Below are 23109 nucleotides of genomic sequence, written 5' to 3'. Positions count from 1 at the left end.
GATACCCTAGCTGAACCCCTAGTACCATAGGTGCATACCTCGCTAATTCATCTAATAGATTAAAAAAAAAGCACTTTTAAGAAAAAAGCATCACCCAAAGAGTAGGTGATGCTTTTTTATTCAGATTAATGAGTCTGTTGTTGCCATAGATTGGCATAAAGACCTTTCAGTTTCAGAAGGTTTTGATGAGTTTCGGCTTCGGCGACTTCTCCATTTCGTATCACGTAAATTTTATCGGCGTTCATAATGGTATTGAGGCGATGGGCAATGCTAATCACCGTTCTGCCTTGTGTGATCAACGGCATATTTTTCATGATGGCGGATTCCGATTCGTAATCCAGCGCAGAGGTGGCCTCATCGAGAATTAAAATATCAGGTTCAGTAATTAAGGCTCGAGCAAGTGCAATACGCTGGCGTTGACCGCCAGAGAGATTTAATCCTTTTTCAGATAAATGATAATTAAAGTTTTCAGGCAGGGACATAATAAACTCATAGGCTCCCGCCAGTTTTGCCGCATGGATTAATTGCTGTTCGCTCGCTTGTGGGTAACTTAATCGGATATTTTCTGCAATTGTTCCTACAAAAAGAGTGCTTTCTTGAAGAACGACACTCATTCGACGCCGTAACGCGACGGTATCTGTTACCGCTAAATCCATTCCATCTACAATAACTTGCCCATGTTGAGGGATATATAGCCGTTGTAACAATTTGGTGAGAGTGCTTTTTCCTGATCCTGATGGCCCAGTGATACCAATAAATTCTCCGGCTTTGATGGATAAAGTCAGGTTACTTAGCACCTCAGGGGTTTCAGGTTGATAACGAAAACGAATATTTTGAAACTCAATTTCTCCTTGAATGGTGCTTGAACTGGCAATGCCTTGGCGTTCATTTTCAATAGGTTTATCAAGGATGTCACCGACACGGCGCAGAGAAATAATCGTATGTTGGAAATCCTGCCAGATTTGAGCAAATCGTAGAACGGGCTGAGTAACGTGGGCGCTTAACATATTGAAAGCGACAAGTTCTCCTGGCGTGATATTTCCTGCCAAAACCTCATTAACGCCAAGCCAGAGTAGAATAGCGGTAGTCACTTTACTGACTAACGTCATTAACTGTGTTGCCACCACACTGCGCATGGAAACTTTGAAACCTTGACTCAATTGCTGACTGAGTAATTTTTGCCAACGTTGGAAAAAGTATCTTTCAGTGGCGGTGGTTTTTACGGTTTCGATACCAGTTATTGATTCAGTTAAAAATGTAAGCCCGTTTTCATCGGCTTGGTAGGATTTTTCCGTCTGCTGACGAATGATTGGACCTAATATCATCCACAAAACAAAAAAGACGCCCATAGAGCCTACCAGCGTCCATGTCATTAGGCTGCTATACGAAAATAAGACAGCGATAAAAAGGAGCACAAAGATAAAGTCAATAAACAGCATCAGTGTTGAGCCAGTCAAAAACTGGCGGATATGAGCTAATTCACGGACACGGGCAATAATTTTCCCTGTGGGTCTTAATTTAAAGTAATTAAGCGGCAGCGCCATTAAATGACGATAAATTTTTCCCGAAAGTTCAGCGCTAATTTGTGTGCTGGTATGGCTAAAAACTTTATTACGAATAAAACTGTAAACAGGCTCTGCAATAGCAATAGCTAATATTCCTAAGGCAAGAACATGTAAATTAGGCAGGCTGCGCCCGACAAGTACTTTATCAATTAAGTTTTGAAATAGTAGAGGGCTTACCAGTGCAAAAAGTTGCACAATTGCTGCAAGAATAAAGACATTTTTGAGTTTAAAACGTTGGCGAATAATGGATGGAATAAACCAACTGATGCCAAATGCTCTTTTTTGTTCTTTCTCCAATTGCTCTTTAATTAAAATGACGGAGTAATTGTAATCGGAGGATTCATTCCATGGTTCCTCACCGCCCTCTTTTGGTGAGAGTACGGTGAGCGGTGAATTTTGGGTGATAATATGCCAGCGTTGATTAATTAACACCAAAGCAGGTAATGGGATATCCTGCATCTGTTGTCGAGTGAGAGAGATGAGCTCTGTTTCATAACCAATAATCTGTGCACATTGTCTGATTTCAAAATCTGTGGGGGAATCATTCTGCATACCAATGGCATGCATTAATTGCCCTTGAGTGACATTTTTTTGAAAGTGATTAGCAATCCATACTAAGGCTTCCAAGCCATTATTACTTTGCTGTTCCATCGATTACTTCTCTCTCATAGCTGTGGCGGTATATTCGTTAATTGGGCTTAATAGGTAATCAATTAATCGCCGTTTATCTGTTTTTATTTCAGCAACAATGGACAAACCTGGCGTCAATTCAATTTGTTCGCCTTCCACTAATAGCTGTTTGCTGCTTAAACCAATTTGCGCTAAATAGACGAGGCCTAGATTGTCATCTTGTGTGCTATCACGGGAAATGGACAATACCTCACCTTCGATAGTCCCGTAGCGGGTATAAGGGAAGGCATCAATTTTGACATCCGCTTTTAAACCTTCTTGGATAAAACCGATATCTTTATTGAGTATTTTGACTTCAGCTAATTGCACGTGATTATTGGGTACAATAACCATCAATTGTTGTGCTGGTTGTAATACAGCCCCAAGGGTATACACCGCAATTTGTTGTACGGTTCCATCCACTGGCGCGCGAATAATTTCAAGCTGATTTCTTTCTTGGTTTTTAATTAATTCCTGTTCAAGAGAAACAAATTTGAATTTAGCTTGCTGATATTTCTCATGCCATTCTTGGTGTTTTTGCGCATTAATCCTATCTTGCTTTTCGAGCAAAGCGTGATGCTGGCTATTTAATATAGAGAGTTCGGATTGTTTGGTGGTTTTTTCTTTTCTTGCGAGTAGCAATTCACGTTCTTGTTCTAAAAACTCTTTTTGACTGATTAACTGTTTTTGACTCAGCGCGGTATGTGCATCGAGTCGTTTTTTAATGTTATTCATTAAGACATTGATGTCTTTTAATTCTCGTTCTCTCGCTTGAAAGTTAACGCGATTAAGCTGAATTTCATTGGTTATTTCGTTGAGTAAGGTTTCATACTCTTTTTTAATGGTTTGATAGCTGAGTTGTGCTTGAGCTTGCTCGGTAGCTGATAGTTGGCTGTAATAAGCAGAAATTTCAATGGATTGCTGGTTGAGTAGGGCATGGTGGATCATTTCTTCACTGGCGTGAAAGTTTTTTTGGTAGTGTTGGCTAAGGATATCTTGGTCTACACCTAATACTTTAACACTCAGTAATGGATCGCCTTGCTTGACCTGTTGCCCATCTTCAACGTGAATTTGCTGTAAGCGGCTTAGCTCAAAAGCTTGAATGGTTTGGGTGCGCCCCGAAACAATAAGTTTTCCTTGAGTAGTCGCTTGAACATCTAGCTTGCCAAAATAAGACCAAGCGATAGCGATAAAAATACCCAGACTAATACTGATGGCCATGGTAAATGCCAAATAAGAAGGCGGCGTTTTTAAAATAGCCAAATGGGCAGGTAAAAAGCTGTTATAGCGAGAGAGCGCTGATTTTTTTTTCATGGGTAACATCCGTGTCATTATTTAAGAGACTGCTGAAGCGTCCATAAATGTGTATAAAATTGATTGTTCTCGATTAATTGTTGATGGCTACCTTGCTCAACAATTTGCCCTTGTTGCATTACGATAATTTTCTGGTGGTTACGGATTGTCGAAAGACGGTGGGCAATCGTAATTACGGTGCGACCTTTGGCTATTTCTTGCATATTTTCTTGAATGATAGCTTGGGATTCATCATCTAAGGCGCTGGTGGCCTCATCGAAAATAATGATCTTCGGATCCGATAGAAGTGTTCTGGCAATGGCGATGCGTTGGCGCTGTCCTCCAGAAAGAGAGGAGCCGCCTTCGGCTAAAATCGTGTCATAGCCCATCGGCAATTTAAGGATGAAATCGTGGGCACCTGCCATTTTTGCGGCATTGACAACCTCATCCATCGAGGCATTAGGGCGAGTTTGAGCAATATTGTCGAAAACAGATTGGTGAAATAAGAAATTCTCTTGCAAAACAATGCCAATCTGCTGCCTTAGAGCAGAAAGGCTAAGCGTTGTAATCGGTATTCCATCAAGATAGATTCCTCCTTGTTCTGGGGTGTATAAACGCAAAATTAGCCGAGCTAGAGTGCTTTTTCCTGAGCCCGATGTGCCTACAATACCAATAGTTTCTCCGGCTTTTATTGAAAGGTTAAAGTTATTGAGGACGGTCGGCATATTGGGTTGATAACGGAAGCTAATGTTATGTAATTGAATATTACCACTCAGCCGAGATTCGTTTCCTTTCTTGCTCTGTTCTTGCGGAAGATTAATGATTTGTGACAGCTTTTCTACTGCCACTTTGGTTCGAATATAATCTCCCCATAATTTGACCAGTTTTACGAGAGGCTGGTTTGCATGATTGACCATCATATGAAAGGCAATAAATTGCCCAATAGTCAATTGCAGAGCCAGAACTTCAGATGCGCCAACCCATAGAATGATGGCGCTCGTCATCTTTTCAATGACCATCACAATATGTTCAGAGCGTGAACTGATTTGCCCAGATACAAAATTGGTTTGGCTCATATCTGCCGTTTGTTTATCCCAACGACGGGTAAAGCTCGGTTCAATGGATAAGCTCTTGGCTGTTTCAATCCCATTAACGCTTTCTGTTAAGAATGAGGTATTCACCGCAATATTGGCAAACTGTTGTTGAGCGGCTGCTTCAATTTTCGGCGTGAGCCACCAAGCGACTAATAAATAACAAGGAATAGAACAGAGGAAAAGTAAGGTGAGGGTGCTGGAAAGCAAGTTCATTACATAGATGAAGACGAACAAAAACAGAACATCGACACATAACGTGAAAAAGCTACTGGTCAAGAATTCTCGGATAGTTTCCAATTCTTTAACTCGAGTAACAATGGCACCAATTTGTCGATTTTTAAAAAATGAAATAGGTAGGTGCAATAAGTGATTAACTAACTTTAATCCTAACGTCATATCGATACGATTAACGGTATGATTATAAATATATTCCCGTAGCCCTTTTAATATAACCTCAATAATCGCAGCGACGATTAAACCGAAAATTAAAACATCCAAGGTGGATAAACTATTATGAATAAGCACTTTATCCATAATAACTTGCATCACAATGGGGGAGGCTAGCGCTAATATTTGTAAAATAAAAGAGAAAACCAATACCCAAGCGATGATTTTACGGTATTTCATAAATTCCGCTTGGAACCATGAAATATCGAATTTCCCTTGTTTCACTTTGACGTGAAGCCAATCCCCATTCCAATTTTTTTGTAGCTCTTCATGGCTCCATATTTCAGGTGTAGGATGACCAAAACGCTGAATGAGCACTTGTTCTTGATTATGATTAGCCAGCAGAAAAGCGTGACCATCATTATCATAAAGAATGGCGGGTGACGGTAGTTTTGCGATGCCTTTATCGCGCTGATGCTTATTCTTGCATTTAATCTGATAATTATCTTTTATTGTTTTAATATAATCTTGAAATTGATTTATATTCTCTGTTTTCTGTTTGAAATCATCGTAATCAATTTCGCCAGAAAGTTTTACAATAACGCCAATAAAATATAATGTTGATTGTGTTTTGACACTTTCCATTGTGTATATTCATCATCCTGTATATTTAATAATTTCTGTGTATATATCGATTTGAAAAATATAGTTATTTAATCGAGGTAGATAATACAGTCATCATAATTACAAGTGTATTGAAGTTCGTCTTATTATTTGGATGTGAATATATTTAATGGATATGTTTCATCCTGATATTGAAGAGTTGAATATTCAATATCAGGATTGCGGGAGTCAATGCGGTTAGATCAGTCAGGAATAGCTAAAAAGCGGTGAATCGCTCGTAATACATGCTCTGGTTTTTCGGCATGAACCCAATGTCCGGCATCGGCAACCACCCAAGCTTTGGCTTGAGGAAACTGTGCAGCAATGTCGTCGCGGTATTCGGCTTGCACATAGGGCGAATTTCCGCCGGGGATCAGTAACACGGGTTTATTCCATGCAGGCACCGTTTTCCATCCGATGATCTTTTCATAGTTAGCTTTGATTGCCGAAAGATTGAATTTCCACTCACCTTGTTTAAAGGATTTTAGTAAGAATTGAATGACACCTTCTTCGGGAATGAATTCGCGCATGATGCCACTAGCCTCTTGGCGGGTTTTAGCGTGCGCTTGAGTTGTTGCTTCTAGCGCTGCAATAATTTCGTCATGGCGGCGAACGTTGTAAGCGACAGGTGCGATATCGATGGCCACAATTTTTTCGATGAAATCAGGTGCTATCTCACTGGCAGCCATGGCAATTTTGCCCCCCATGGAGTGCCCAATAAGAATAGCATTGTGGTAACCAAGGGATTTTACGAGCGCAATCACATCTTCGGCCATCTGTTGGTATTCCATTTCGTCAGAACGAAATGAGTCACCATGATTGCGCACATCGACTTGAATAGTATCGAAATAATTTTGTAAATCACGACCTAAAACGCCTAAATTATTCAGGTCACCAAACAGTCCATGGATCAAAACGACAGGGGTGACGGTGATCGGATTTTCAGGTTTATGGATTGTATAATTGAGTAATTCGGTCATATTTGGACTACGATTGATGTTGTTTGTCAGATTGAAGGCTTATCATGGCATGGTGATACCAAAAAACCAAATCTGTATAATCAGAACAAGGTAACCTACTGAAATTCCATGAAACTTAACTCATTGTTTGTTTTAAGTTATTGAAATTTTAATTGTTTTGTTTTTTTTAATTCTGGCTTATAATCTGGCGCGAATTTTAGTTTAAGAAAGTACTGGGAAAAAATGAAAACGATAGAAGTTGATGAAGAGCTTTACCGCTATATTGCAAGTCACACACAGCATATCGGTGAAAGTGCATCGGATATTTTACGCCGCATGCTAAATTTCAAATCCGCGCAGCAGCCAGTACCCGCAAAAGAAGTGAGTGTAGCACCGTTAGCGTCACAAGATGTGCCGGTGATGAATACCAAATTGGTTGCTCAAAACCCTGTGAGAGTGATCAGAGAATTATTATTATCTGATGCTTATGCAGAAAAAAATAAGGCGATTGATCGCTTTATGCTAATTCTTTCAACGCTATATAGCTTAGATGCGAAAAGTTTTGAGAGCGCAACAGAGTCCATGCATGGCCGTACCCGTGTTTATTTTGCTGGTGATGAGCAAACACTACTGGCTGCGGGCAAGCAATCAAAACCTCGCCATATACCGGGCACGCCGTATTGGGTGATCACGAACACCAATACTAATCGCAAGCGCAGTATGATTGATGCGATTATGCAAGAGATGAACTTCCCAGCGAATGTCATCGAAAAAGTCGGCAATACGATTTAGCTTTGGTAAATACTATCTAATCTTAGTAATGCTATCTAACTTTGATAGTCATCTAAACATTGTGAAGTCACTGGTGTTTCACGCTAAGCATCAGTGCTTTGGGAGATAACAAGTGGCAATTCATGAACGAGCAGGGCAGCTTCCATTTCAAAGTGATTTGATTAACGTTGCTCAGTTAACGGCTCAATATTATACCCAACAGCCAGATCCCGATGTGTCTTCTCAGGCCGTCAAGTTTGGGACTTCTGGGCATCGTGGTAGTTCGCTGCGTAAAAACTTTAATGAAAACCACATTCTGGCAATCGCTCAAGCGATAGCTGATCTGCGTAAGCAGCAAGGGGTAACAGGACCTTGTTATGTGGGTAAAGATACCCATGCGCTGTCAGAAGCCGCTTTTATATCGGTGATCGAAGTATTAGCAGCTAACCAAGTTCATGTTATTGTTCAAGAAGATAACGGTTTCACCCCAACTCCGGCTGTCTCCCACGCAATTTTAAGTTACAACAAAGCGCATCAAGATGTTGCTGACGGCATCGTAATCACTCCATCCCATAATCCACCGGAAGATGGTGGAATTAAATATAATCCTGCTAACGGTGGTCCTGCGGATACAGATTTAACATCGGTTATTGAACAGAATGCTAATCAATTACTTGCAGCAGATCTTGATGGTGTGAAGTGCTTAGATTTTGCCGATGCAATGGCGAGTGGTTTTGTGACAGAGCAAGATCTGGTGATGCCATACGTTCGCGCACTCGGCGAAGTTGTGGATATGCAAGCTATCCAAAAATCAGGATTAAAAATCGGCGTCGACCCTCTGGGTGGTTCCGGTATTGAATACTGGAAAAAAATTGCAGAGTATTATCAATTAGATATTGAAATTGTTAATGACCAGCTTGACCAAACATTCCGTTTTATGCCATTAGACCACGATGGTGTGATCCGCATGGACTGTTCATCCCGTTGGGCGATGGCTGGCTTGCTGGGAATGAAAGAAAAGTTTGATTTAGCATTTGCGAACGATCCGGATTATGATCGCCACGGCATTGTTACCCCAAGTGGGTTAATGAACCCTAACCACTACCTTGCTGTTGCGATTGACTATCTATTTCAACATCGCCCTCAGTGGGGCAAAGAAGTTGCTGTAGGTAAAACGTTAGTTTCCAGCGCCATGATTGACCGTGTTGTTAATGATATTGGCCGTGAACTCATTGAAGTGCCTGTTGGCTTTAAATGGTTTGTGGATGGCTTATTTAATGGCAGCCTTGGTTTTGGTGGCGAAGAGAGTGCTGGCGCTTCATTTTTGAAATTTGATGGCACGCCATGGTCGACAGATAAAGACGGCATTATTTTATGTCTGCTTGCTGCAGAAATTACAGCAGTAACAGGGGAAAACCCTCAGCAGCGTTATAATAAACTCGCTGAAAAATTTGGCGCACCAATCTACAGTCGTATCCAAGCGAAAGCAACCCACGAGCAGAAAGCTAAGTTAAGCAAGTTGTCGCCAGAAATGGTATCAGCAGATACATTAGCGGGTGATAAAATTACTCAGCGTTTAACGGCGGCTCCGGGCAATGGCGCATCAATTGGGGGGTTAAAAATCATGACTGACTATGGTTGGTTTGCTGCTCGCCCATCAGGCACTGAAGAAGCGTACAAAATTTACTGTGAAAGTTTCCGTGGTGAAGAACATCTTCACTTGATTGAGAAAGAAGCGATTGAAATCGTCAGTAAAGTGATTAGTTAGTTTTTGTCTTTAAAGCGGGTGGTTATTGCCCGCTTTTCATCATTAAATCCCCGACTGCAAAATAAAGCAGATTCGAGATTTTATCTCCTTTTTAGTACACATTACTTCATAAAATTGTGGTAGCTGATTCTGTGACGCTATTAACAAAATTGTTTTCTTTTTTTACTCTTCGAATTTGACCTTTTGTTTTTGCTATCGATACGTAATAACCGTTGCAGCTAGTGGCTCGGAATGATACAACTTTAGGTATCTGAGTGATGTTAACTAACAATATTGAAGGTAGGTAAGGTCAATGAGTCAGGTTTATAATTTCAGCGCAGGGCCGGCAATGTTACCCGTTGAAGTCATGCGCCGTGCAGAGCAAGAATTTTGTAACTGGAAAGGTTTAGGGGTTTCTGTGATGGAAGTGAGCCATCGCGGGAAAGATTTTATTGACGTTGCGAAAGAAGCAGAACAAGATTTACGCGACTTATTAAATATCCCTGATAACTATAAAGTTTTATTCTGTCATGGTGGTGCTCGTGCTCATTTTGCCACACTGCCAATGAACCTGTTAGGTGATAAAACGACCGCAGACTACATTGTCAGTGGCTATTGGTCTGAATCAGCTGCTAAAGAAGCTCAAAAATATTGCACCCCAAACGTGATTGATGTCGTTCAAGAAAATAACGGCGTTGTTAGCATCAAACCAATGAGTGAATGGCCATTAAGTAAAGATGCTGCCTATGTTCATTATTGCCCGAATGAAACCATTGGTGGCTTAGCTATCCATGAAGAGCCTGATTTCCCAGCAGACAAAATTATTGTTGCTGATTATTCATCTGCGATTTTATCTAAACCTATCGATGTAAGCCGCTATGGCGTGATTTATGCTGGCGCACAGAAAAATATTGGTCCAGCAGGCTTAACGCTGGTTATCATTCGTGAAGATCTGCTCGGCAAAGCTTCACCTCAAACGCCATCTGTTTTTGATTACACTGTACTTGCGCAATATGAGTCCATGTTCAATACTCCGCCAACTTTTGCTTGGTATTTAGCGGGTATGGTTTTCAAATGGTTAAAAGAGCAAGGTGGATTGCAGGAAATCGCAAAACGTAACTATGAAAAATCACAATTGCTGTATAGCGCAATCGATGACAGTGAATTTTATATTAACCGCGTCGCGGTGGAAAATCGCTCTTGGATGAACGTACCATTCCAAATGCAAAACCCTGCATTGGATGCAACATTTATCGAAGATGCTAAAAATCAAGGATTATTATCACTAAAAGGCCATAAGGTTTCAGGTGGAATGCGCGCATCTATTTACAATGCGATGCCGCTGGCGGGCGTTCAGGCGTTAGTCGACTTTATGGCTGATTTTGAACGTCATCATGCCTAATTTATGATGTACTAGTTGTTAGGCCGATTTGCTCAGGAAGAGCGAGTCGGCTCATTCATTTAAATAACGATAAAAAAGTAGCAAATCACATCGGAGAAATCACTTTTCATGCAATCCCTGACATTACAACCAATTTCTTCAATTAATGGCACCATTAATCTGCCGGGGTCAAAAAGTGTCTCCAACCGCGCACTTCTCTTAGCCGCTATGGCAAAAGGCACTACGGTACTCACTAACTTATTAGACAGCGATGATATTCGCCATATGCTGAATGCATTAAGCCAGCTAGGTGTTAAATATCAATTATCTGAAGATAAAACTCGTTGCCAAGTTGAAGGGATAAATGGCTGTTTATCTTATCAAGGCGAACTTGAGATCTTTTTAGGTAATGCGGGCACCGCAATGCGCCCACTAACGGCCGCACTGTCATTATGCGCAAATAATATTGTATTAACGGGCGAACCGCGCATGAAAGAGCGCCCGATTGGTCATTTAGTGGATGCCTTAAGGGAAGGCGGCGCTAAGATTGACTATCTTGAACAAGAAAATTACCCACCGATGCGCTTAAATGGCGGCTTTGTTGGTGGCAATATTTCGGTGGATGGTTCGGTTTCTAGCCAATTCTTAACGGCATTATTAATGGCTGCGCCTTTGGCTTCTCAGGACACAGTGATTACGATTGCAGGCGAGCTGGTTTCCAAACCTTATATCGACATTACGCTGGCACTAATGAAAACCTTCGGTGTGGATGTTGAAAATCATCAATACCAAAAATTTGTGATCAAAGGTCAGCAACAGTACGTATCTCCGGGTGAATACCTTGTCGAAGGGGATGCGTCTTCCGCTTCCTATTTCCTAGCCGCCGCAGCGATTAAAGGTGGCGTCGTTCGAGTCACCGGGATTGGCCGCAATAGCTTACAGGGTGATACGAAATTCGCTAACGTTTTGGAGAAAATGGGGGCAATTATCCGTTGGGGAGATGATTACGTTGAATGTGAGCGTGGAACTCTGAACGGCATTGACATGGATATGAATGCTATTCCCGACGCAGCGATGACTATCGGAACGGTCGCTCTGTTTGCAAAGGGTGAAACAGTCATTCGTAATATCTATAACTGGCGAGTGAAAGAAACTGATCGCTTATTTGCGATGGCAACTGAGCTACGTAAAGTGGGTGCAGAAGTTGAAGAAGGGCATGATTTTATCCGAGTCGTGCCACCAGCCCAGCTAAAACATGCTGAAATCGAAACCTACAATGACCATCGCATCGCGATGTGCTTCTCATTGGTGGCTCTCTCCGATACCCCTGTGACGATTTTAGATCCAGGCTGTACAGCAAAAACTTTCCCAGATTATTTCCAACAACTCGCACGATTAAGCCACTAACCGAATTAGATTGGTTGATTAACATTAATGTGTTATCAACCAATCTTTCCCTTTCATTTTCCTTATTTTCACCTATTTTTATTTCTGACAAACCCACCTGCGTGTTTCACAAAATTGTTGAGTAGGTATAATATCCCCACAGATTTTAATTGCGGGTAGCTGAGGCTATTTGCAGGAAAGGAGATTTTTTATGGTGGCTATCGCCCCTGTAATCACCGTTGATGGACCAAGCGGAGCGGGTAAAGGTACTCTTTGCCAAGCATTAGCAAATGAATTTGGATGGCAATTATTAGACTCTGGTGCAATTTACCGCGTATTAGCGCTAGCGGCTCTGCATCACCACGTCGATATTCAATCTGAAGATGCTTTAGTGCCTTTAGCTGCAAATTTAGATGTGCGTTTTGTACCTGAAGAAAATCGTTTGAAAGTTATTCTCGAAGGTGAAGATGTGTCTAATGAAATTAGGCAAGAAACCGTCGGGAACACCGCATCCCAAACAGCCACGTTCCCGCGAGTGCGTGAAGCCCTATTAAGACGTCAGCGAGCATTTAGAATGATGCCCGGCTTAATCGCAGATGGTCGCGATATGGGAACAGTCGTTTTTCCTGATGCGCCAGTGAAAATTTTTCTGGATGCCTCCGCCGAGGAGCGAGCTCATCGTCGGATGAAGCAGTTGCAGGAGAAAGGGTTTGATGTTAACTTTGAACGACTTTTGACCGAAATTCAAGAGCGCGATTATCGGGATCGTAACCGTCCGGTTGCTCCTCTTATTGCCGCTAAAGATGCGTTAGTGCTGGATTCCACAAGTATGTCTATTGAGGAAGTTATTGAAAAAGCACGCACCTACGCGAAAAAAATTCTACAATTATCGTGATAATAGGCTTTATTTTAGCTTATAATTAGATAATATACGCAATTACCTCCATGCTGGTTATTTTCTAGCATGGTTAAAACCTTGCGACAAGGAATGTTGTGGGGTATGTGAAACAACCCCATTTGGCGGGATGCTAGATGGACGTTAATATAAGACACTTGAAGATCATTAATATGACTGAATCTTTTGCTCAACTCTTTGAAGAATCCCTGCAGAATATTGAAACTCGTCCTGGTTCTATTGTACGCGGTACAGTAGTTGCTATCGATAAAGACGTAGTCCTGGTAGACGCAGGTCTTAAATCAGAATCTGCTATCCCAGTAGAACAGTTCAAAAATGCTCAGGGTGAGCTGGAAATCCAAGTTGGCGACGAAATCGATGTAGCTCTGGATGCAGTAGAAGATGGTTTCGGTGAAACTATTCTGTCTCGTGAGAAAGCTAAACGTCATGAAGCATGGCTGATGCTGGAAAAAGCTTACGAAGAAGCTGAAACTGTAACTGGTGTTATCAACGGTAAAGTTAAAGGTGGTTTCACTGTAGAACTGAACGGCATTCGTGCGTTCTTACCAGGTTCACTGGTAGATGTACGCCCAGTTCGTGATACTACTCACTTGGAAGGCAAAGAGCTTGAGTTCAAAGTAATCAAGCTGGATCAGAAACGCAACAACGTTGTTGTTTCTCGTCGTGCTGTAATTGAATCTGAAAGCAGCGCTGAGCGCGATCAACTGCTGGAAAATCTGCAAGAAGGCATGGAAGTTAAAGGTATCGTTAAGAACCTTACTGACTACGGTGCATTCGTTGATCTGGGCGGTGTTGACGGCCTGCTGCACATCACTGACATGGCTTGGAAACGTGTTAAACACCCAAGCGAAATCGTCAACGTTGGTGATGAAATCAATGTTAAAGTTCTGAAATTCGACCGTGAACGCACTCGTGTTTCTCTGGGTCTGAAACAACTGGGCGAAGATCCTTGGGTCGCAATCGCTAAACGTTACCCAGAAGGTACTAAACTGACTGGTCGCGTTACTAACCTGACTGACTACGGTTGCTTCGTAGAAATCGAAGAAGGCGTTGAAGGTCTGGTTCACGTTTCAGAAATGGATTGGACTAACAAAAACATCCACCCATCTAAAGTTGTTAACGTTGGTGATGTTGTTGAAGTTATGGTTCTGGATATCGATGAAGAACGTCGTCGTATCTCCTTAGGCCTGAAACAATGCAAATCTAACCCATGGCAGCAATTTGCTGAGACTCACAACAAAGGCGACCGTGTTGAAGGTAAGATCAAGTCAATCACTGACTTCGGTATCTTCATTGGTCTGGACGGCGGCATCGATGGCCTGGTTCACCTGTCTGACATCTCCTGGAACGTTGCAGGCGAAGAAGCAGTTCGTGACTACAAAAAAGGCGATGAAATCGCAGCTGTTGTTCTGCAAGTCGACGCAGAGCGTGAGCGTATCTCTCTGGGCGTTAAACAGTTAGCTGAAGATCCATTCAACAACTACCTGGCAGCAACCAAGAAAGGCGCAATTGTTACTGGTAAAGTAATCGCAGTTGATGCTAAAGGTGCAACTGTAGAGCTGACTCTGGGCGTTGAAGGTTACCTGCGTGCATCAGAAGCTTCACGTGACCGTGTTGAAGATGCAACTCTGGTTCTGAACGTTGGTGATGATGTTGAAGCTAAATACACTGGTGTTGACCGTAAAAACCGTGTAATCAACCTGTCTGTTCGCGCTAAAGACGAAGCTGATGAGAAAGATGCTGTCGCAGCTGTGAACAAGCAAGAAGATACTGCATTCGGTAACAATGCAATGGCTGAAGCTTTCAAAGCAGCTAAAGGCGAATAATTAAGTGGGGGTAACTTCGGTTACCCCTTTGTATCGGTAGTTTAGGGAGGTACTATGACCAAGTCTGAATTAATTGAAAGACTGGCTAGCCAGCAGTCTCATCTTTCAGCGAAAACCGTTGAGGAAGCTGTAAAGGAAATACTTGAGCATATGGCTGATACGTTAGCTGAAGGCGAGCGTATTGAAGTCCGTGGATTCGGCAGTTTTTCTCTTCACTACCGTGCTCCACGCGTTGGCCGTAACCCAAAAACAGGTGATAAAGTGGAACTGGAAGGTAAATACGTTCCCCACTTCAAACCAGGTAAAGAGTTACGCGATCGTGTAAATATTTACGGTCAATAATCGACTGTAAATCTTAATTATTACTCTAAAACAGCGCCTATATTGATATAGCGCTGTTTTTTTATGTCTATAATTCCCCATTCTGCTTTTCTTAAATTACCTTCTAATATCTTATTAAATGCATCACTTAAGGCTATTTTTGCGAAGCGCTTCGCAGCTCAATTTTTTAACTCTTTTGCATTGCATATAGTTTTGGAATAACGCTTTAAATTTTCTAATTACAAGGTTATTGAATCACTCTGAATACCTTTAACTTATCTGCACAGAAATAATCGTAGGTAGGTTTAAGGTCGATGGGAAAATTTAGCCGCCACTATCAAGATAAACTCTCTTATACAGAAGTCGCTATTGCATTGATTATCGGTACGCTTCCGTTGCTTTTCTTGCCGAATCTTCCTAGTTCTAGTCACTACTTAGTGGCTGGTATTATTCTGTTAGTCATTCTGATGGTTATTTGGCGCAATAAGCGCATTCGATTTTTGGCATTAATGGGAATGAGCTGGCTTTGGGCTTGTTGGCATGGTGTTGAGGTACAGAAAAAAATTGATTTTCTAAGTGGTACTCATCGGCAATGGGATATTACGATTGTTAGCATCCCACTCAATCAGGATGATGTTAAAAAGAGAGTAAGGATAGACAAAGTCGATGGGGTACGAATTTTTCCTCCGCTCTATGCATCATGGAATTTAAAACAAAATAAGCATGAAAAAGTGTGTGCAGGGCAGCAATGGCGGGTCGTTGGTAAATTAAATCCAGTTCATGCTTCTTTGAATGAAGGCGGATTTGATCTGCAAAGGCATTTCATTGCTCAACGAGTTGTCGGCACACTAAAAATCAAACAAGCAGTACAAGTAGGCCAGCAATGTTCTATACGACAAAAAATTATTGAGCAGTTCGGCGAAACACTTTCGACACGACAAAATCATGGAATTATTTATGCGTTAATGTTTGGGGAGAGAGGACGGCTTTCTACGGAACATACACAGTTATTGCAATCAACAGGATTGACACACTTGATCGCAATTTCTGGATTACACATTGGCATTGCCTATTTAATTGGTTACTTATGCGCTCGCTTATTGCAATTTTTCCTACCCGTTAAATGGATAGGTGAGAATTTACCATTATTTTCAGGCGTTATATTTGCCATTCTCTATGCTTGGTTGTCGAATTTTGCGATCCCTGCAACTCGAGCTGTATTTGCATTGCTACTTTGGATTTATGTCCGTAAGCAGCCATTTTTCTGTTTTCCGTGGCAATGGGCGTTATGGAGTATTGCTGGGATTTTATTGTTTGATCCGCTTGCTATCCTTTCCGATAGCTTTTGGTTATCTAGCTTTGCTGTATTAGCTATTCTGTATTGGTTTCGTGTTTTTCCCATTTCGTCTACGTTGAGTTGTCATCCAATTATGGGAAAAATAACGCCGCTAATTCATCTGCAAATTGGTTTATTGATTCTACTAATACCTATTCAAGTATTGTTGTTTAACGGTATTAATATTATGAGTTTATTTGCAAATTTATGGTTTGTACCGCTTATTACTTGGGGAGTGGTACCCGTTATTTTTAGCACGCTATTGTTACCTATAAGCGCTTGGCATAATGTAGCTTTCGGGTTAATTGATAGTATCCTCGAGTTTGGGCTAGGACCACTGACATATTTAAGCGGCTTTTGGACTGAAATTAACACAATGCCTATTTATAGCGTGTTTTTTTGTTGGGCATTTGCTTTTATTATCTTATTTGGTTGGTATAAAAATTATTTTGGATTATTAAGTTGTATTGCTATTTTATTATTTTTCACTAAGAGTCAAAGCCAGCACGAAGAGCATGACTGGTGCTTAACCATGTTGGATATTGGACATGGGCTTGCTGTGGTTATGGTGCAAAATAAACAAGGAGTTTTATATGACACGGGAAACCGCTGGGGTGATGGAAGCAACGCTAAACGGCAAATTATTCCTTTCTTAAAGCATCATCAAGTCACTCCTATCAACGCAATCTTAAGTCATAATCACCTTGACCATACTGGTGGTATCTCTGATTTAATTGAAGCATATCCATGGCTAAGCCTACGTAGTAGCTTTGGGCAACCCAATCATCTTCCTTGTTATCAAGGACAACGCTGGCAATGGGGGATGTTAAGATTCGAAGTATTGTGGCCAGAGAAACTAGCTGAAATATCACATAATAATGATTTTTGCGTGATTCAGGTTAGTGATGGGCATCGGCGACTATTGTTTACTGGAGATTTGGAAAAACAAGGCGAAAAAAGGCTAGCATTACAAAATGATGGGCAGCTCAAAGCGGATATTTTATTTGTTCCTCACCATGGGAGTAATACATCTTCAACACCGTTATTTATACGAAAAGTACAGCCAACGTTGGCGCTAGTTTCCTCTGCGAGATATAGCCCATGGAAAATTCCATCAGATAAAGTCTATTTGCGCTATGCTAAAAAGAATATTCAGTGGTTAAATACGGCGGAGGAAGGTCAGGTAACAATATGTTTTAATAAAGAAAAAATGGAAATCTTACGTTACAGGAAAGAAATTAATCCACGTTGGTATCATCTGTGGTTTGGTGTTAGCCAATTTCCCTTGTAGAATAGTGCGCTTACATTAAGTCTGGTAATAAAAGCATGAATGATCAAGACCTATCGACAAAGCAAACATTTAAGCGTCTATGGCCAACCATTGCGCCTTTTAAAATTGGGTTAGTTGTTGCAGCAATTGCTCTTATCATCAACGCCGCAGGTGATGCGTTTATGATTTCTTTACTTAAACCATTATTAGATGACGGGTTTGGTAAAGCGGATAATGACACACTGAAGTGGTTACCGCTGGCAATTTTGGGCTTGATGGTCGTGCGTGGATCTTCAAGTTTTGTCTCTACATACTGCGTTTCTTGGGTGTCAGGAAAAGTAGTGATGAGTATGCGCCGCAAATTATTTGGTCATATGATGGGCATGCCGGTGAGCTATTTTGACCAGCAATCCACAGGGACTTTATTATCACGTATTACCTATGATTCAGAGCAGGTCGCATCTTCGGCTTCCGGTGCTCTCATTACCATTATTCGCGAAGGCACTTATATCATCGCGTTATTTGGTATTATGTTTTATAACAGCTGGCAATTATCATTAATTTTGATCGCTATTGCGCCAGTCGTGTCTATCACTATTCGGGTTGTTTCTAAGCGTTTTCGTAAAATCAGCAAAAACATGCAAACGGGTATGGGGCATGTGACGACGAGCGCTGAGCAGATGCTTAAAGGGCATAAAGAAGTCCTTATTTTTGGTGGTCAGAAAGTCGAAACAGAACGTTTTGATAAAGTCAGTAATAATATGCGCCGTCAAAATATGAAGATGGTTAGCGCCTCAGCGATTTCTGATCCTATTGTTCAGATGATTGCCTCTTTTGCATTAGCATTTGTTTTGTACGCAGCAAGTTTCCCTGAGATCAAAGAACAATTATCACCAGGTACAATCGGTGTCGTTTTCTCATCCATGTTTGCGTTAATGCGCCCACTTAAATCACTGACTAACGTGAATGCGCAATTCCAGCGCGGAATGGCAGCATGCCAAACGTTATTTGCGATTTTAGATACTGAAAAAGAGAAAGATGAAGGAACGAAAGTTCTGACTCAAGTGAAAGGTGATATTGAGTTCGATTCCGTCACGTTCACTTATCAAACCAAAGAGCACCCTGCACTAGAGAATGTTTCTTTTACGCTACCAGCCGGTAAATCAGTGGCTTTAGTGGGGCGTTCAGGTTCAGGTAAATCCACTATCGCTAACTTAATTACCCGCTTCTATGACATTGATAAGGGTAGTATTCGTATTGATGGGCATGATATTCGTGATTACACCCTGGAATCTTTACGTAGCCAAGTCGCTCTCGTATCTCAGCATGTTTATTTATTCAATGATACTGTTGCAAATAATATTGCCTATGCGACAGATGGGCGCTATAGCAGAGCAGAAATTGAAAAAGCCGCTGAAATGGCCTATGCCATGGACTTTATTCAAAAGCTGGATAATGGGTTAGATACGATGATTGGCGAAAATGGTGTGATGCTTTCTGGTGGTCAGCGCCAACGTATTGCGATTGCTCGAGCTTTATTGCGTGATGCGCCAATCTTGATTTTAGATGAAGCGACATCAGCATTAGATACGGAATCAGAGCGTGCAATTCAAGCCGCGTTAGACGAATTGCAGAAGAATAGAACTTCGCTTGTGATTGCTCACCGTTTATCCACTATTGAAAATGCGGATCAAATCTTGGTTGTACAAGATGGGCATATCATTGAACGTGGTGACCACGCAACGCTACTAGCCCAAAATGGGGCATACGCGCAATTACATAGGATCCAATTTAAGAATGATTGAGCGAATTTGGTCCGGTAAATCATGGCTCTATATTTTGTTGCTTCCGTTATCCTTTTTGTATGGATTGATAACGTTAGTACGTCATATCGGCTATAAAACTGGACTTCTTCGCTCATGGAAAGCCCCTGTGCCTGTTGTGGTTGTAGGGAATTTAACGGCAGGGGGAAATGGAAAAACCCCTGTGGTTATTTGGCTAGTTGAATCGCTTATGAAACAAGGTGTTCGTGTGGGTGTTGTATCTCGTGGATATGGCGGGCAGTCTGACCATTATCCGTTAGTGTTAGACCAGACGACAACCACGGCAGTTGCAGGCGATGAGCCAGTTTTGATTTATCATCGTACTCATGCACCTGTTGCTGTGGCACCAAAACGTAGTGATGCAATTAAAGCATTACTCGATAATTTTCAATTAGATATTATTGTTACAGACGATGGTTTACAGCATTACGCATTGCAACGTGACTATGAAATTGTCGTCATTGATGGGCAGCGTCGTTTTGGCAATGGCTGGTGGTTACCTGCGGGGCCAATGCGTGAACGTGCAGGGCGATTAAAAACAGTCAATGCCTTGATTGTAAATGGTGGTGTTCCTAACTCAAATGAAACACTGATGTCCCTAGAGGGGGATATGGCCGTGAACCTAGCTACAGGCGAAAAAAACTCGGTTACCGAGCTTAACAATGTAGTTGCGATGGCGGGAATTGGTCATCCACCTCGTTTTTTCTCTTCTTTAGAAAGCAAAGGATTAACACTTGTTAATACCCATGCGTTTTCCGATCATCAAGCTTATAGCCAGCAGCAACTCGTTTCTTTAGCAGAAAAAAATCAAAATTTACTGATGACTGAAAAGGATGCTGTTAAATGTCATTCCTTCGCACAGACCAATTGGTGGTATCTTCCTGTGGAAGCGCAGTTTGATAAAATAGGCGAAAAACGAATCTTAAGTGAAATAAAATCACTTATCTAAAATAAAATTGCTTGCTTTTAGGATTAATTTCAGATAATAATACCTGCAATGTGATGCAGATCTACTTATTATGTACCAAGTTGCAATACATTAATAAGTGGATTATTTGCTAGCTTTAATTTTACGACCCGTTCTTGAGTTAGTCACTTATCCTCGCAATACACTACTTACTCTACTATTTCGTGTTGTCATCATAGTGTCAAAATAGACTGTTAAGTTCACGGTAAATGTGTGGTGCCTGAAACCTACACTTGGGTCGTTATAAGATATGCATAAACATTTGATGCATAAATTGGTTAAGTTAATTACTCTTAATGATGTTAATAGATTGGCTTGAATAGATAGGTCAGAATGAACTGATCGAAATAAATAGTTCAGCAAAATAAATGGAATAACGTGTAGAGAGTAATGATACAAATATAAAAAATTGTTCTCGGAACAAGAAGGAGTTTCAATATGAATTTTCAATTACATATGGGCCAAGTTAAATGGTTTGACGCAAAAGAAGGTTACGGTTTTATTTCACCTCGTAATGGCGGTGATGATATCTTCGTAACAACTAAATCAATTGCGAATAAAAAAATCAAATCTTTATCTGAAGGTCAAAACGTCGAGTTCTCTGTTACTCGTAATTCAGATGGCATAACGGCAAGAGACGTTATCGCTTACTAATTGAATTCTTAACAGAAATATTTCTCCTGCACTATCCTCTCATTCTTCGCAGGAGATCTTAATAAGCAAGAATAGAGTTAACGGTGATACCTGCATGTGATATCCTGACGCCAAGTGAGTTTAAATCCATTTGGGAGAAAACATGGATCACCGTTTACTTGAAATTGTTGCTTGCCCATCCTGTCACGGCAAACTAAGTTACAACAAAGAAAACCTCGAATTAATCTGCAAGTTTGATCATCTCGCCTTTCCTGTTCGCGATGGCATCCCCGTTTTACTTGAGAACGAAGCGCGTAAAGTTGCTTTAGACGAAGGACTGTAATCCTATGTTTACCGTCATTATTCCTGCGCGTTACGCTTCAACACGATTACCGGGTAAGCCTTTAGCAGATATTCACGGTAAACCGATGGTTGTTCGAGTCATGGAGCAAGCGATTAAATCAGGTGCTAGCCGAGTCATTATTGCAACTGACCATCCAGATGTCGCTGCCGCGGTCATCGCAGCGGGTGGGGAAGCTTGTATGACTAACCCCGATCATCAATCTGGTACGGAACGTTTGGCTGAAGTGATTGACACTTATGGCTTTTCCGATGATGAAATTATTGTCAATGTACAAGGTGATGAACCGCTGATCCCACCTGAAATCATTCGCCAAGTCGCTCATAATTTGCAAGGTAGTCAGGCAAATATGGGAACACTCGCCGTCCCCATTCATAGTGCACAAGAAGCCTTTAATCCGAATGCAGTGAAGGTCGTGATGGACAAAGACGGTTATGCGCTCTATTTTTCTCGAGCGACAATTCCGTGGGATAGAGACCAGTTTGCTAAGAGTAAAGAGACCATTGGCGATACGTTCTTGCGTCACATTGGTATCTACGCTTATCGCGCGGGTTTTATTCGTCGTTATATCGCTTGGGATGCCAGCCCATTAGAGAAAATCGAGATGCTAGAGCAGCTTCGCGTGCTTTGGTATGGTGAAAAAATTCATGTGGCGGTTGCTGAAAAAGCACCAGGCGCAGGAGTGGATACACCGGAAGATCTCGAGTTGGTTAGACAAGCGTTTCAGCCATAATTTCCAGAGTGAATATGGCCAGATAAGTGAAGGGGAAACTGAATAAGTTTCCCCTTTGTATTTCACTCGGTCTGATTATCTTCAATTGGTTGGGTATTTTCCGGCTTTAAGTGCCACCAAATTGAGCCAATGAGCTCATACCATGCTCGTTCGCTGTGGCTAAAATAGAATGCTGAAGGAATGTAACGCTCCCAAGGATTCAGGTCGCTGGTGATCACCAACTGATTAGCCGGGGCTGGATAAGGCTGCATCCCACGACTCGTAAACATTTTCACCGCGCGGGGTAAATGGTTCGCTGAGGTCACTAACAAGAACGGCTGCTTACCAATAATTTTTTCCACTTCATACGCCTCTTCTTGCGTATCTTTCGGTTCGGTTAGCGGGATTGTATCTGTCGCTGGAACTCCTAAAGATTGAGCGACCATAGATGCGACTTCAGCGCTACTTATTGGGCTACTGGCTTTACCGCCAGTAAAAATCAATTTGCTACCTGGATGTTGCAGATAAAGACGTACCCCTTCAGTGACTCTAGGCAAGCTATTACTGAGCAAATTCGAGCTAGGACTCCAATCTGGGTTATAGGTAAATCCACCTCCCAAAACCACAATATACTTTATCTCTTCAGGCGGATTGGTGGTGATAAGCTCATAACGCTTATCATAAGGGCCTTCAACGGGCGCGAGTAACCGATCTGAAATAGGTTGTAGCCCCAATAATGCGATGATAATAAGGCTTAATGTCACCAAGGATTTTCCACTTTTTTGCCAGCGGGTAAACCATAATAAAATCAGCCCAATTCCCCCAATGATCAATAATAAGGGCAGCGGCATTAACAGTGAGCCAAGGTATTTTTTTAGCAGAAATAACATAGAAAGCCTGTCATGAAGATAATGTAAGCGAATAGGGTCAAATGTAGCTGCATCAGCAATAAAATGCTATGCAAAATAAATCGGATACAAAATAAAGTACTATGCAAAAACAGCTAGATTATCTGTTATAATTCTTGGT

18 protein-coding genes are annotated in these 23109 nt (G+C 41.5%); 13 read left to right on the top strand and 5 right to left on the bottom strand.

The features are described 5' to 3' along the window. Positions 1-125: 125 nt before the first annotated feature. The 4 genes from PR799_RS03315 to ybfF form a co-directional block, all read right to left on the bottom strand. Entirely contained in the window at positions 126-2216 is a 2091-nt protein-coding gene (locus tag PR799_RS03315; RefSeq protein WP_272521254.1) for a type I secretion system permease/ATPase, read from the bottom strand. A 3-nt stretch (positions 2217-2219) separates the two neighbouring features. Further along, positions 2220-3548 carry an HlyD family type I secretion periplasmic adaptor subunit gene (locus PR799_RS03310; RefSeq protein ID WP_154628546.1) on the bottom strand — a complete coding sequence of 443 codons (1329 nt, stop codon included), beginning with the start codon at positions 3546-3548 and terminating at the stop codon, positions 2220-2222. 17 nt (positions 3549-3565) lie between these two features. After that, entirely contained in the window at positions 3566-5653 is a 2088-nt protein-coding gene (locus PR799_RS03305; RefSeq protein ID WP_272521253.1) for a peptidase domain-containing ABC transporter, read from the bottom strand. Positions 5654-5874: 221 nt separating this feature from the next. Continuing rightward, positions 5875-6651: an esterase gene (ybfF, locus tag PR799_RS03300; RefSeq protein ID WP_272521252.1), complete on the bottom strand. Its 777-nt coding sequence runs from the start codon at positions 6649-6651 to the stop codon at positions 5875-5877. A gap of 222 nt (positions 6652-6873) precedes the next feature. Between ybfF and seqA the strand changes: the two genes are divergently transcribed. From seqA to kdsB, 13 genes are all read left to right on the top strand, one after another. Continuing rightward, on the top strand, positions 6874-7422 hold the full coding sequence (seqA, locus tag PR799_RS03295; protein ID WP_154628543.1) for a replication initiation negative regulator SeqA: 549 nt from the start codon (positions 6874-6876) through the stop codon (positions 7420-7422). Between the two features lie 112 nt (positions 7423-7534). Beyond that, entirely contained in the window at positions 7535-9169 is a 1635-nt protein-coding gene (gene pgm / locus PR799_RS03290; protein ID WP_272521251.1) for a phosphoglucomutase (alpha-D-glucose-1,6-bisphosphate-dependent), read from the top strand. Between the two features lie 292 nt (positions 9170-9461). Beyond that, positions 9462-10550, top strand: coding sequence for a 3-phosphoserine/phosphohydroxythreonine transaminase (gene serC, locus PR799_RS03285; RefSeq protein WP_272521250.1), 1089 nt, complete (start codon positions 9462-9464; stop codon positions 10548-10550). 108 nt (positions 10551-10658) lie between these two features. Continuing rightward, the gene (aroA, locus tag PR799_RS03280) at positions 10659-11936 is read left to right on the top strand and encodes a 3-phosphoshikimate 1-carboxyvinyltransferase (RefSeq protein ID WP_154628541.1); all 1278 of its coding nucleotides are present in this window, start codon (positions 10659-10661) and stop codon (positions 11934-11936) included. A 190-nt stretch (positions 11937-12126) separates the two neighbouring features. Then, positions 12127-12810, top strand: coding sequence for a (d)CMP kinase (gene cmk, locus PR799_RS03275; protein ID WP_036951769.1), 684 nt, complete (start codon positions 12127-12129; stop codon positions 12808-12810). Between the two features lie 173 nt (positions 12811-12983). Next, a complete protein-coding gene (gene rpsA, locus PR799_RS03270) occupies positions 12984-14657 on the top strand; it encodes a 30S ribosomal protein S1 (protein ID WP_006662163.1) in 1674 nt (557 codons plus the stop codon). A 54-nt stretch (positions 14658-14711) separates the two neighbouring features. After that, positions 14712-14999 (top strand): integration host factor subunit beta, encoded by a 288-nt coding sequence (gene ihfB / locus PR799_RS03265; RefSeq protein ID WP_006657810.1) that lies wholly within the window; start codon positions 14712-14714, stop codon positions 14997-14999. Positions 15000-15292: 293 nt separating this feature from the next. Next, complete coding sequence (locus PR799_RS03260; protein ID WP_272521249.1) at positions 15293-17605, top strand: DNA internalization-related competence protein ComEC/Rec2; 2313 nt, start codon at positions 15293-15295, stop codon at positions 17603-17605. Positions 17606-17640: 35 nt separating this feature from the next. After that, a complete protein-coding gene (msbA, locus tag PR799_RS03255) occupies positions 17641-19389 on the top strand; it encodes a lipid A ABC transporter ATP-binding protein/permease MsbA (RefSeq protein WP_272521248.1) in 1749 nt (582 codons plus the stop codon). Continuing rightward, entirely contained in the window at positions 19382-20356 is a 975-nt protein-coding gene (gene lpxK, locus PR799_RS03250) for a tetraacyldisaccharide 4'-kinase (protein ID WP_154628538.1), read from the top strand. The genes msbA and lpxK overlap by 8 nt, the downstream gene beginning before the upstream one ends. A gap of 456 nt (positions 20357-20812) precedes the next feature. After that, complete coding sequence (locus PR799_RS03245) at positions 20813-21028, top strand: cold-shock protein (protein WP_036951758.1); 216 nt, start codon at positions 20813-20815, stop codon at positions 21026-21028. Between the two features lie 142 nt (positions 21029-21170). Next, positions 21171-21350: a Trm112 family protein gene (locus tag PR799_RS03240; RefSeq protein WP_036951756.1), complete on the top strand. Its 180-nt coding sequence runs from the start codon at positions 21171-21173 to the stop codon at positions 21348-21350. A 4-nt stretch (positions 21351-21354) separates the two neighbouring features. Continuing rightward, the gene (gene kdsB, locus PR799_RS03235; protein ID WP_154604247.1) at positions 21355-22101 is read left to right on the top strand and encodes a 3-deoxy-manno-octulosonate cytidylyltransferase; all 747 of its coding nucleotides are present in this window, start codon (positions 21355-21357) and stop codon (positions 22099-22101) included. A gap of 62 nt (positions 22102-22163) precedes the next feature. Here kdsB and elyC read toward each other — a convergent pair whose 3' ends face one another. Then, the gene (gene elyC / locus PR799_RS03230; protein ID WP_154628537.1) at positions 22164-22970 is read right to left on the bottom strand and encodes an envelope biogenesis factor ElyC; all 807 of its coding nucleotides are present in this window, start codon (positions 22968-22970) and stop codon (positions 22164-22166) included. Between the last annotated feature and the right edge of the window lie 139 nt (positions 22971-23109).

Source organism: Providencia sp. PROV202 (assembly GCF_028479565.1).
GTDB classification, from domain to species: Bacteria; Pseudomonadota; Gammaproteobacteria; order Enterobacterales; family Enterobacteriaceae; genus Providencia; species Providencia zhijiangensis.
This window is presented reverse-complemented; position numbering and strand designations above follow the sequence as displayed.

What these genes read in the sequence shown, in the direction of transcription:
- PR799_RS03315 (WP_272521254.1), bottom strand. Translation starts at nt 2,216, where the DNA reads ATGGAACAGCAAAGTAATAATGGCTTGGAAGCCTTAGTATGGATTGCT.
- PR799_RS03310 (WP_154628546.1), bottom strand. Translation starts at nt 3,548, where the DNA reads ATGAAAAAAAAATCAGCGCTCTCTCGCTATAACAGCTTTTTACCTGCC.
- PR799_RS03305 (WP_272521253.1), bottom strand. Translation starts at nt 5,653, where the DNA reads ATGGAAAGTGTCAAAACACAATCAACATTATATTTTATTGGCGTTATT.
- ybfF (WP_272521252.1), bottom strand. Translation starts at nt 6,651, where the DNA reads ATGACCGAATTACTCAATTATACAATCCATAAACCTGAAAATCCGATC.
- seqA (WP_154628543.1), top strand. Translation starts at nt 6,874, where the DNA reads ATGAAAACGATAGAAGTTGATGAAGAGCTTTACCGCTATATTGCAAGT.
- serC (WP_272521250.1), top strand. Translation starts at nt 9,462, where the DNA reads ATGAGTCAGGTTTATAATTTCAGCGCAGGGCCGGCAATGTTACCCGTT.
- aroA (WP_154628541.1), top strand. Translation starts at nt 10,659, where the DNA reads ATGCAATCCCTGACATTACAACCAATTTCTTCAATTAATGGCACCATT.
- cmk (WP_036951769.1), top strand. Translation starts at nt 12,127, where the DNA reads ATGGTGGCTATCGCCCCTGTAATCACCGTTGATGGACCAAGCGGAGCG.
- rpsA (WP_006662163.1), top strand. Translation starts at nt 12,984, where the DNA reads ATGACTGAATCTTTTGCTCAACTCTTTGAAGAATCCCTGCAGAATATT.
- ihfB (WP_006657810.1), top strand. Translation starts at nt 14,712, where the DNA reads ATGACCAAGTCTGAATTAATTGAAAGACTGGCTAGCCAGCAGTCTCAT.
- PR799_RS03260 (WP_272521249.1), top strand. Translation starts at nt 15,293, where the DNA reads ATGGGAAAATTTAGCCGCCACTATCAAGATAAACTCTCTTATACAGAA.
- msbA (WP_272521248.1), top strand. Translation starts at nt 17,641, where the DNA reads ATGAATGATCAAGACCTATCGACAAAGCAAACATTTAAGCGTCTATGG.
- lpxK (WP_154628538.1), top strand. Translation starts at nt 19,382, where the DNA reads ATGATTGAGCGAATTTGGTCCGGTAAATCATGGCTCTATATTTTGTTG.
- PR799_RS03245 (WP_036951758.1), top strand. Translation starts at nt 20,813, where the DNA reads ATGAATTTTCAATTACATATGGGCCAAGTTAAATGGTTTGACGCAAAA.
- PR799_RS03240 (WP_036951756.1), top strand. Translation starts at nt 21,171, where the DNA reads ATGGATCACCGTTTACTTGAAATTGTTGCTTGCCCATCCTGTCACGGC.
- kdsB (WP_154604247.1), top strand. Translation starts at nt 21,355, where the DNA reads ATGTTTACCGTCATTATTCCTGCGCGTTACGCTTCAACACGATTACCG.
- elyC (WP_154628537.1), bottom strand. Translation starts at nt 22,970, where the DNA reads ATGTTATTTCTGCTAAAAAAATACCTTGGCTCACTGTTAATGCCGCTG.